Source organism: Denitromonas halophila (assembly GCF_007625155.1).
GTDB classification, from domain to species: Bacteria; Pseudomonadota; Gammaproteobacteria; order Burkholderiales; family Rhodocyclaceae; genus Nitrogeniibacter; species Nitrogeniibacter halophilus.
Genome location: NZ_VMNK01000021.1, coordinates 21199 through 27542 on the forward strand (window position 1 = coordinate 21199; position 6344 = coordinate 27542).

The 6344-nt window shown below is 62.2% G+C and carries 6 protein-coding genes; all 6 read right to left on the minus strand.

Features of this window, described 5'->3' with window-relative positions; translation table 11 throughout:
• Positions 1-12: 12 nt before the first annotated feature.
• Positions 13-951 (minus strand): nucleoside recognition domain-containing protein, encoded by a 939-nt coding sequence (locus FHP91_RS19885; RefSeq protein ID WP_144311245.1) that lies wholly within the window; start codon positions 949-951, stop codon positions 13-15.
• A 224-nt stretch (positions 952-1175) separates the two neighbouring features.
• Entirely contained in the window at positions 1176-3416 is a 2241-nt protein-coding gene (locus FHP91_RS19890) for a GGDEF/EAL domain-containing response regulator (protein ID WP_144311246.1), read from the minus strand.
• 95 nt (positions 3417-3511) lie between these two features.
• Positions 3512-4270 (minus strand): sulfite exporter TauE/SafE family protein, encoded by a 759-nt coding sequence (locus FHP91_RS19895; protein ID WP_144311247.1) that lies wholly within the window; start codon positions 4268-4270, stop codon positions 3512-3514.
• Between the two features lie 315 nt (positions 4271-4585).
• Positions 4586-5044, minus strand: a complete 459-nt coding sequence (locus tag FHP91_RS19900; RefSeq protein ID WP_144178969.1) for a type IV pilin protein — start codon at positions 5042-5044, stop codon at positions 4586-4588.
• Positions 5041-5325 carry a hypothetical protein gene (locus tag FHP91_RS19905; protein WP_144178968.1) on the minus strand — a complete coding sequence of 95 codons (285 nt, stop codon included), beginning with the start codon at positions 5323-5325 and terminating at the stop codon, positions 5041-5043. Before FHP91_RS19905 ends, FHP91_RS19900 begins: the two co-directional genes overlap by 4 nt.
• A 54-nt stretch (positions 5326-5379) precedes the next feature.
• A partial coding sequence (locus FHP91_RS19910; RefSeq protein ID WP_281281811.1) for a pilus assembly protein occupies positions 5380-6344 on the minus strand: 965 nt, incomplete at its 5' end.

A 6344-nucleotide genomic window follows, 5' to 3' on the forward strand; every position in this document is an offset into this window, starting at 1 on the left:
GGGGCCTCCTGGTCAGGTGAGCAGTATGTGTCCGATGGTGCGTAGCGCGATGCCAACGGCTCCGCCGATCACTGCCACGCGCCAGACGGCGGCGATGGGTCTGCCGGCCGAAATCAGCACCGCAATGCCCGGGATGTCGAGCGGATGCACCAGAAAACCGGCGCTGGCGTTGAGGCTGGCGACGCTGGCGGTGCCAGCGCGCAGCATGTCGTCCATCACGCCCATCATGGCGGTGCCACCACCGATGAATTTGGTGAGTGTGGGCAGGATCAGCGCGGGGTCGATGCCGAGCAGCACCAGGGTGGGCGCCAGTGCGCCGGTGAGGACATCGATGATGCCGCTGGCGCGCAAGCCGGCGACGGCGACCAGCGCCAGGACGAGCATGGGGATGGCGCCGATGGTGATCTTGAAGGCTTCGGCGCCGGCGCGGTTGATGACGTCGAGCACGCCTTTGGCGTCGTCGGCGACCGGGTGGCGCAGGGTTTCGTCAACGGCGTCTTCCTGGTCGGAGAGGTGTTTGCCGAATACGTGGTAAGTCGTTGCCGCGGCCGCCAGGCCGCCCAGCAGCGACAGGAGGAGGGTGGTGCCGAACGCCAGGCCCATGGTCGACATCGGGATCAGGACGTTGGCCTGACTCATGGCCATCACCATGGCCAGCGTCGCGGCGATATGCCGTGGCGAGGCGCCTCGCTGAGCCATCATGGCCAGCGTGGCCACCGGCGCGGCGAAACTGACAAAGTTGATCTGCAGGGCGGCAAATACGCCGAGGCCGGTCAGACCGGCCGGGCGCAGCAGGGGCGCGAGCTGGCGGACCAGCCAGTCGAGTACGCCGCGCGCTTCGAGCAGGCGCATCAGTGACAGCATGACGACCATCACCGGCAGCAGCACAAACAGGGCTAGTTCAACGCCTGCGCGGCCGGCGCGCAGTACAACATCGAAAATTTCGACCATTCTTGGAGAGTCCGGAGGTGTGCGGGCGCGACGGTGCGTCCGTCACGACGGTGGCCGAAGTTCAGCGCGCGTTTACGTTGGATGATTTGCCGACAACCGCCGAGACGCATCTCAGCCATCCTGGGGCCGCGTCATCCGAATGCTGCGTGACGAGGCGGCGTGGCGAGTCTCGTACGAACACGCGAGCGCTTCGGGCCGCCCGTATTCTAAGCGATCAGGTCAGGCTAGTCTGCGTTGGGGCGGTAGGCATCGAGCCAGGCGGCGAGATCGTCGGCGACCATTGGGCGGGCCAGCAGGTAGCCTTGCATTTCGTCGCAGCCGAGGGCGCGCAAGCGATCGCGCTGGCTGGCGGTCTCGACGCCTTCGGCCAGTACCTTCATGCCGAGCTGGTGGCCGAGTGGGACGATCATCTCGGCAATCCGCCCGCTTTGGGCGTGTTCGAGGGTATGGATGAAGGAGCGGTCGATCTTCAGCCGGTTGGCGGGTAGGCGGTGCAGGTAAGACAAGGACGAAAAACCTGTGCCGAAGTCATCAATGGCGATGGAGACGCCGCGAGCGCGGATGGCTTCGAGCAAGGTGCGGACCTGATTGATGCCCAGGGCCGCGACGGATTCGGTAATTTCGAGTTCCAGGCACTCGGGGCGAATGGACGAGCCGTCCAGCGCATGGTCGAGGATACTCAGGAAATTGGGTTGGCGCAGTTGCACGGAGGAGACGTTGACTGACATGCGCAAGCCCGTGTGTCCGTGCTGATGGAGCGACTCCAGAACACTTATCGACCGGCGAAGAATCCATTCTCCAATAGGGAGGATGAGGGCGGTCTGCTCGGCCACCGGGATGAATCGGTCGGGCGACACATGCGCGCCATTGTCGCCCCGCCAGCGCGTTAGCGCCTCCAGCCCCACCACTCGTCCAGACAAGAGGTCGAGCTGCGGCTGGAACACCGGGTAGAGCTGATCGCCTTTGGCCAGTGCCCGGTGCAACGCAATCCGCATCCGGTTGCGGTCGTGTGTTTCGTTGGCAATGGATTCGGAGTAGTAGGCGTGATGGTCGAGTCCGGCGGTTTTTGCACGTTTAAGTGCGATGTAGGCATTTTGTATGCCGTCCGAGCCGCTGCCCTGAACATCGCGCAAATGGACGATGCCGGTGCTGACGGTGAGCGGGTGATCGACCTGATCGATGTTGAATGGCGTGCTGAACAGGCGGCCGATGGCTTCCGGAGTGAGGTGCTCGCATCGGCCCAGCAGTCCGAAAACGTCGCCAGACACCCGGGCGACGAAACACCCGGGAAACTCTTTGCTCAATCGCTGTGCAATGGCGCGCAGCAGCTGGTCTCCGTAGGGGTGCCCGAGGAGGTCGTTGACCGCCGAAAACTGATCGATATCGACAAGGGCCAAGGCCTGTTCGTTGCGGCCGGCGCTGTCGATGGCGCGATCCAGCTCTCTCAGCATGGCTGAGCGGTTGGGCAGGCTGACCAGACGATCAAAATAGGCTTGATCGCGCAAGGCGCTGACCAACCGGATGTTCTGTGCGCACAAGGACATATTGGTGCAGAACATGTGCAGCAGGCTTTGGTCGAGCTCGTGGATTGGCTCATTGGAGTCGACGAAAACCGCGTAGGCGTGTTGATCCTGGGTTTCAAAGAACAGCGTGACGCTGTGCGCTTCGATCAGGTTGCGGCGTTCGCTCAGGCTGTGTCGCAAGGCCGTGGTGATTCTTGGTTCGTCGATGTTGTCGAACGGCTTGTCGGTCAGCCCGCTGAAGCGGCCCGCGGCGGCGATGATCTCAACGTCGGCGACACTGCCGTTCTGAGCCAACTGCTGTGGCGTGCTGGCGCAGACCAGGCCTTCGGGCGGCACCCCGATGAGGCTGGCGATCTGGAGGATGATGCCTTCGGCGAAACTGCGCAGTCCCGAGCGGGTCATCACGTCGTTACTGGCAGCGATGACCTTTTCCAGCCCGCGACGGCTAGCGTCAAGGCGACGTAACTGCTCGTAGGAGCGCAGGGCGGCCGTGATGGTGGTGAACAGCTTGTTGCGGGTCAGTTCGTTCTTGGTTTTGTAGTCATTGATGTCGTACCGGCTGATCGCGTCCATTTCAGGCGCCTGACCGGGTTGCCCGGTACGCAAGACAATACGCAGATTGGTCAGTTGCAGCTCTTCGCGAATGGCGCTGACGATGCGCAGGCCGGCGTCCGGGGTTTCCATCACCACGTCGAGCAGCAGCACGGCGATGTCTTGTTCGCGGCGGAGGACGGCGAGAGCTTCGGCGCCCGAGTGAGCATGGAGGAACTCAACCGGGCGGCCAAGAATGGGGATGCCCTTGAGCGCGAAGCGTGTGGCTTCGTGGACGTCGGCGTCGTCATCCACCACCAGGATTCGCCACGGCGGTTGCGATGTCATCGGCGCGCCGCGCTTGGGCAGCTTTTCGTCAGCGAAGACGAACTGCCCCTCCCCCTCCGACATAGCGATCCTTCCTCTGAGTTTGGCCGTCGAGGGAGTTAACGAATGCCGCCGGCTTTTCTTGAGGGTTTGCCCACGGCGTCGAGGTCTTTTTTATCTCAGCGAGGCAGGGCGTAGTAGACCGTGAGAGCGCACCCAATGGAGATCACCATGCGGCGCAGCCAAATGGCCGGCAAGCGCCGGGCGAGGCGCGCCCCCAGGTAACCCCCTGCGACCGCCGTGACCAGCATGATCCAGGTGTGCGGCCAGCTGACTGCGCCAGCGACCACAAAAGTGACAACTGCGACGCTATAGATCACCGCAGACAACCAATTCTTGAGCGCGTTGATCTCGTTCAGATCGGTATGCTCCTGAATGGCCAGCGCCGCGATCATGACGATGCCCATACCCGCACCGAAGAATCCGCCATACACCGACACCAGGAACTGGAACACCGTGCCGCCCAGCCCATGACTCGGACCCGTTGTGCCGCGCACGCGCGCCAGCAAGCGCGAGAGTGAGCCGCTCAAGGCGAACAGAAGCGTGGCCGTGCCAAGCAACCACGGGATAAGTTGGGTGAATAGCCGATCCTGCACAGTGAGTAGCAGCAACCCACCCAGTAGCCCACCCAGGAGGGCAACAATTGAAAGCGGAAGCAGGCGGTCGCGGTATTTGTACAAGGCGTCGCGACTGGCCAGTGCCCCGGCCAGACTGGCCGGCCACAGCGCAACCGCATTGCTGGCATTGGCCATGACGGGCGGTACGCCAACGGCGAGTAGTGCGGGAAAAGAAAAGAAGGTGCCGCCACCGGCGACGGAATTCATGGCGCCGGCCATGAAGGCGGCAATGCCGATGAGGGCGATTTCGCTAGCGCTCATGGCGGGTGTGGGTGGCAGTTGCGGGTGAGACAGAGCACGCAGATGCGCTTTCGGCCGGTACCGCAGGCGGAGCCGACAGCACAGAGACCCAGCCCGCGGGCGCCTGAAGCATCCCGAGCGTTCAAACTGACACTGTGCATCATGCGCATCGGAGCGTTAGAGACGATAGCTCGAATGGGATCGCTGGGGCGCATAGAGCACTCCAGAATAGGCGCCCCGATACTACCGCGAGGTTTTGGATTGTTGCGAGCAGGGGACGGCCCCGCAGCGGCAGCGCAAAGCGCTTGGCTGCGCGCTGCTGAATATTCATCCGTGTTACCAGCAGGCTTGAACGGTGCCGCCGGTGGCTCCCTTGACGCCGGTTTCGGTGAGCGACAACGTGCCGCAGGTATCGCCAGCCTGGCTACCGGTGGGGGCCGCATTGAGCGTAAACGTCGTTTGGGTCGCCGCAGCAATGGTCAAGTTGTATGTTGCTGCGCCGCCATCAATCGGGCACTGGGCGGGGTAGAACGCTGCGGCTGGCGCGCCAGTGTCTCCCCCGCCTGTCGCAAGTCCCAGATACGACTGATTGGTAGAGAAGCGACGCTCCATTGCGGCGGCCATGCCGACCAGGGCGCCCGCGCAATCATTGCGCTTGGAGCGCAACACGTACTGCGTGTAGTTGGGGTAGGCAATGGCGGCAAGAATGCCGATGATCGCGACAACGATCATCACCTCGATGAGCGTGAAACCGCGGTGTTCATGGCGCGGGAAGGGCTGCGCTATGCGTTTCATTGCGCGCTCCCGTTGCCAAAGAGGTGAAGCTCGACGACCACGGTGTTTCCTTGGCCGTCGGCGTTCGTTTCCATGGCGATCTGCTTTCCAACCCATGCCGAAGAAACCGGCGAATAGGCCAGACCGCGATCGTCGGCGGTGATTTTCGTCGCTGTCGTGACCTTGAGCTTCCGGTCGCCGACGACAATGGTGGATGTCGCCGGGCTGACCGCTTTGATGATCCCGATTTCTTCAAGCGGGCGCTCTTGTGCGATGGCGCCGAGGCTCAGCAGCCCGATCATGCTGGCGAAGGTCAGGCGACACACAAATGTATGAATAGTCATGGCCGAAATTCCTTATTGCAGCTGCCGCCACGAAATGCGGCGACTCCCGTCGGATTGTTGAGTGCTCTTGTCGATGGTGCCAGTCGAGGTTGAGCCGTATTTGTGGGTCTTGCCGCCTGCGTCGCGAACCTGGCCCAAGCTCTTGATCATGCCGCCCACCACACGACGCCCGCTCACGACTTTGTTGTTGTATTCGTTGCTGCTGCCGTAAGTGCCGTCCCTGGACAAGTCGAACACGTTGTGGTCCGTCCGTCCGCCGGTGTAAGGCGCCAGTTCGATGATCCAGCTTGAGCCACCCCCAGCGCACGCATCATCGTCGGGGATGGAGCTCACATAGATGATGCGATCTTTCCAGAGGATCGGGTCGGTCAGGATGCGCTCGCCTTCCTTGACGTTGGTCGGCGGGATGAGATCGACCAGGAAGCCTCGATGATTCACGGTTGGGGTGTTTTGCGAGAACTGACGAATTTCCCAGACGTTGCCTTTGAATGATTGTGACCCTTCGTAGGTGATGCTCTGCACCAGCAGATCGCTTCGCGCCACTTTGGATGTCGTGCTGATACTGCCGCAACCCGTGCCAGAGACACCAATGCCGCACTCGTCCTGAACGCCATAGAGCGACTGCTTGCTCAGATCGGTGTTGTCGCCTGACTCAAAGTACTTGCCGGTCCCGAAATAGACCATCAGGCCTTTTGTGGGGTGCTTGCTGACCTGTACTTTGGCGGTGATCGGCTGCGCTTGCGCGGGGGAGCCTCCATCAGTCGCCTTGAACAGCGGCTTGCCGCCGAAAGCGACTTTCCAGTTGCTGTTGCTGCTGCCGGTAAAGTCAAACTTCCAGACATTGCCGTGCAAGTCACCGGCGTAGATCAGGTCAATCGATCCGTTCTGGTCGCTGTCGATGACGACGGGCGTCGCCAGGCCATTCGGGGTTGTCGAACTTCCGACGCCGGTATCGATTTTCTTGATCAGTGCGCCGG

Excerpts from the sequence above, each read along its gene's own strand:
- FHP91_RS19895 (WP_144311247.1), bottom strand. The coding sequence starts at position 4,270 with ATGAGCGCTAGCGAAATCGCCCTCATCGGCATTGCCGCCTTCATGGCC.
- FHP91_RS19890 (WP_144311246.1), bottom strand. The coding sequence starts at position 3,416 with ATGTCGGAGGGGGAGGGGCAGTTCGTCTTCGCTGACGAAAAGCTGCCC.
- FHP91_RS19885 (WP_144311245.1), bottom strand. The coding sequence starts at position 951 with ATGGTCGAAATTTTCGATGTTGTACTGCGCGCCGGCCGCGCAGGCGTT.
- FHP91_RS19900 (WP_144178969.1), bottom strand. The coding sequence starts at position 5,044 with ATGAAACGCATAGCGCAGCCCTTCCCGCGCCATGAACACCGCGGTTTC.
- FHP91_RS19905 (WP_144178968.1), bottom strand. The coding sequence starts at position 5,325 with ATGATCGGGCTGCTGAGCCTCGGCGCCATCGCACAAGAGCGCCCGCTT.